The organism is Pseudomonas avellanae BPIC 631, assembly GCF_000444135.1.
In the GTDB taxonomy this organism is placed as follows: domain Bacteria; phylum Pseudomonadota; class Gammaproteobacteria; order Pseudomonadales; family Pseudomonadaceae; genus Aquipseudomonas; species Aquipseudomonas avellanae.
This window is the reverse complement of record NZ_ATDK01000139.1, coordinates 1-609: the sequence shown is the minus strand read 5'-3', so window position 1 is coordinate 609 and position 609 is coordinate 1. Positions and strand designations below refer to the sequence as shown.

1 protein-coding gene is annotated in these 609 nt (G+C 43.5%); it reads left to right on the top strand.

Annotated features, from left to right (window positions below):
* Positions 1-66 precede the first annotated feature (66 nt).
* A complete protein-coding gene (locus DW49_RS1000000131850) occupies positions 67-549 on the top strand; it encodes a hypothetical protein (protein WP_152522396.1) in 483 nt (160 codons plus the stop codon).
* Positions 550-609 lie beyond the last annotated feature (60 nt).

Below are 609 nucleotides of genomic sequence, written 5' to 3'. Positions count from 1 at the left end.
ATCGTGATGCGTTCTTCAATGCTGAGTTCATGATATGACATAGGTTCACCGTACCGGATTGGTCAGGTGTTGCGCTCAGTTTTTGCCGCCGCCACCATTAAAGTTTGGGTGAGCGACTGGCTTCAAGCCGGCCGCAACACCGTCGCAGTTGTTAGTAAATTCGTCGTAAAGGAACACCAAGTAGCTAATCCCCCTAAATCCGGTACTAAAAGGGGAGCAAAGCCACATCTGCTATCAGCTGACACGGGGGTGCCATCATACGAAGTGGAGCCCCAAATAACAAAAGCTTATGATACATATATAATTCAGCAACGGATGACTTGGAAGGACGCCTTTCATGAAATGCTTTTATCAATCTACAAGCTTCCTCCTGAATCTATATCCGAAGGAACCGACGGATTACTTTTAAACCCTGCGCTTGCTAAAAAACACAGCGTTCCTACATGGCGGCAATTTAGATATCGTTGCCGACAACTAAAAAAAGCCAATGTCCAATTAGAAACAGAATCACCTAGTGTACTGTTTTCGAAAAAACCAGCTACTAACTAACGTAAAATTCAAATTTTATCAATAACTTAGGTTGCGGGACACGGGTAAATTATTTCGCAA